Source organism: Actinotalea ferrariae CF5-4, assembly GCF_000603945.1.
Classification (GTDB): domain Bacteria; phylum Actinomycetota; class Actinomycetes; order Actinomycetales; family Cellulomonadaceae; genus Actinotalea; species Actinotalea ferrariae.
Genome location: NZ_AXCW01000529.1, coordinates 1 through 836, shown reverse-complemented (window position 1 = coordinate 836; position 836 = coordinate 1). Strand labels below are relative to the sequence as shown.

General features: G+C 79.1%; 1 protein-coding gene. It reads right to left on the bottom strand.

Annotated elements, in window-relative coordinates; all coding sequences use genetic code 11:
* Positions 1-41 precede the first annotated feature (41 nt).
* Positions 42-836 (bottom strand): uroporphyrinogen-III C-methyltransferase (gene cobA / locus N866_RS19175; protein ID WP_034229931.1); only part of this gene is annotated, 795 nt, incomplete at its 5' end.

The window sequence follows — 836 nt, the reverse complement described above, 5'->3', positions numbered from 1 at the left end:
CTCCGCCACGGCGGTCGGCGGCGAGGCCTGCTGCGGGACGCTCACGAAGCCGCCCCGACGGGCAGGGTCGACGTACCCGTGGCGGCGGGGACGCGCGTCGCGGCGTCGCACGCCGGTCCCAGGAGCCCCTCCGCCGCGACCGCCCCCATGACGACGATCGCCGGGGCCCGCACGCCCGCCGCGCGGGCCCGCTCGGCGATGGCGTGCAGCGGCGCGCGGGTGGTCCGCTGCCGGTCGGTCGTCCCGTTCTCGACCACCGCCACGGGCGTGGCCGGGTCGGCGCCGTGGGCGACCGCCTCGGCCGCCATCTGCTCCAGCGCCGCGACGCCCATGAGGACCACGACGGTCGCGGACCCCTCGCGCAGCGCGGTGCGCGCCGCCTCGTCGAGCCCGTCGTGGCCGTTGACGACGTGCACCGCCGCGACCGTCCCGCGGTGGGTCAGGGGGATCCCGGCGGCTGCGGGCACGGCGAGCGCGCTGCTGATGCCCGGCACGACCTCGACGGGCACGCCCGCGGTGCGGCAGGCGAGCACCTCCTCGCCCCCGCGGCCGTAGACGAACGGGTCGCCGCCCTTGAGCCGGACGACGGTGAGCCCGCGGCCGGCCCGGTCGACGAGGATCCGGTTGATCTCGTCCTGCGGCACGGGGTGGTGGTCCGGGCGCTTGCCCACGTCGACCACCTCGACGTCGGGCGGGAGCTCCGCGAGCACGGACCGCGGGCCGAGGCGGTCCGTCACGACGACGTCCGCCTCGGCCAGCGCGCGGCGGCCGCGCAGCGTGAGCAGGTCGGTCGCTCCCGGCCCGCCACCCACCAGGACGACGCGCCCGGTGCCGTC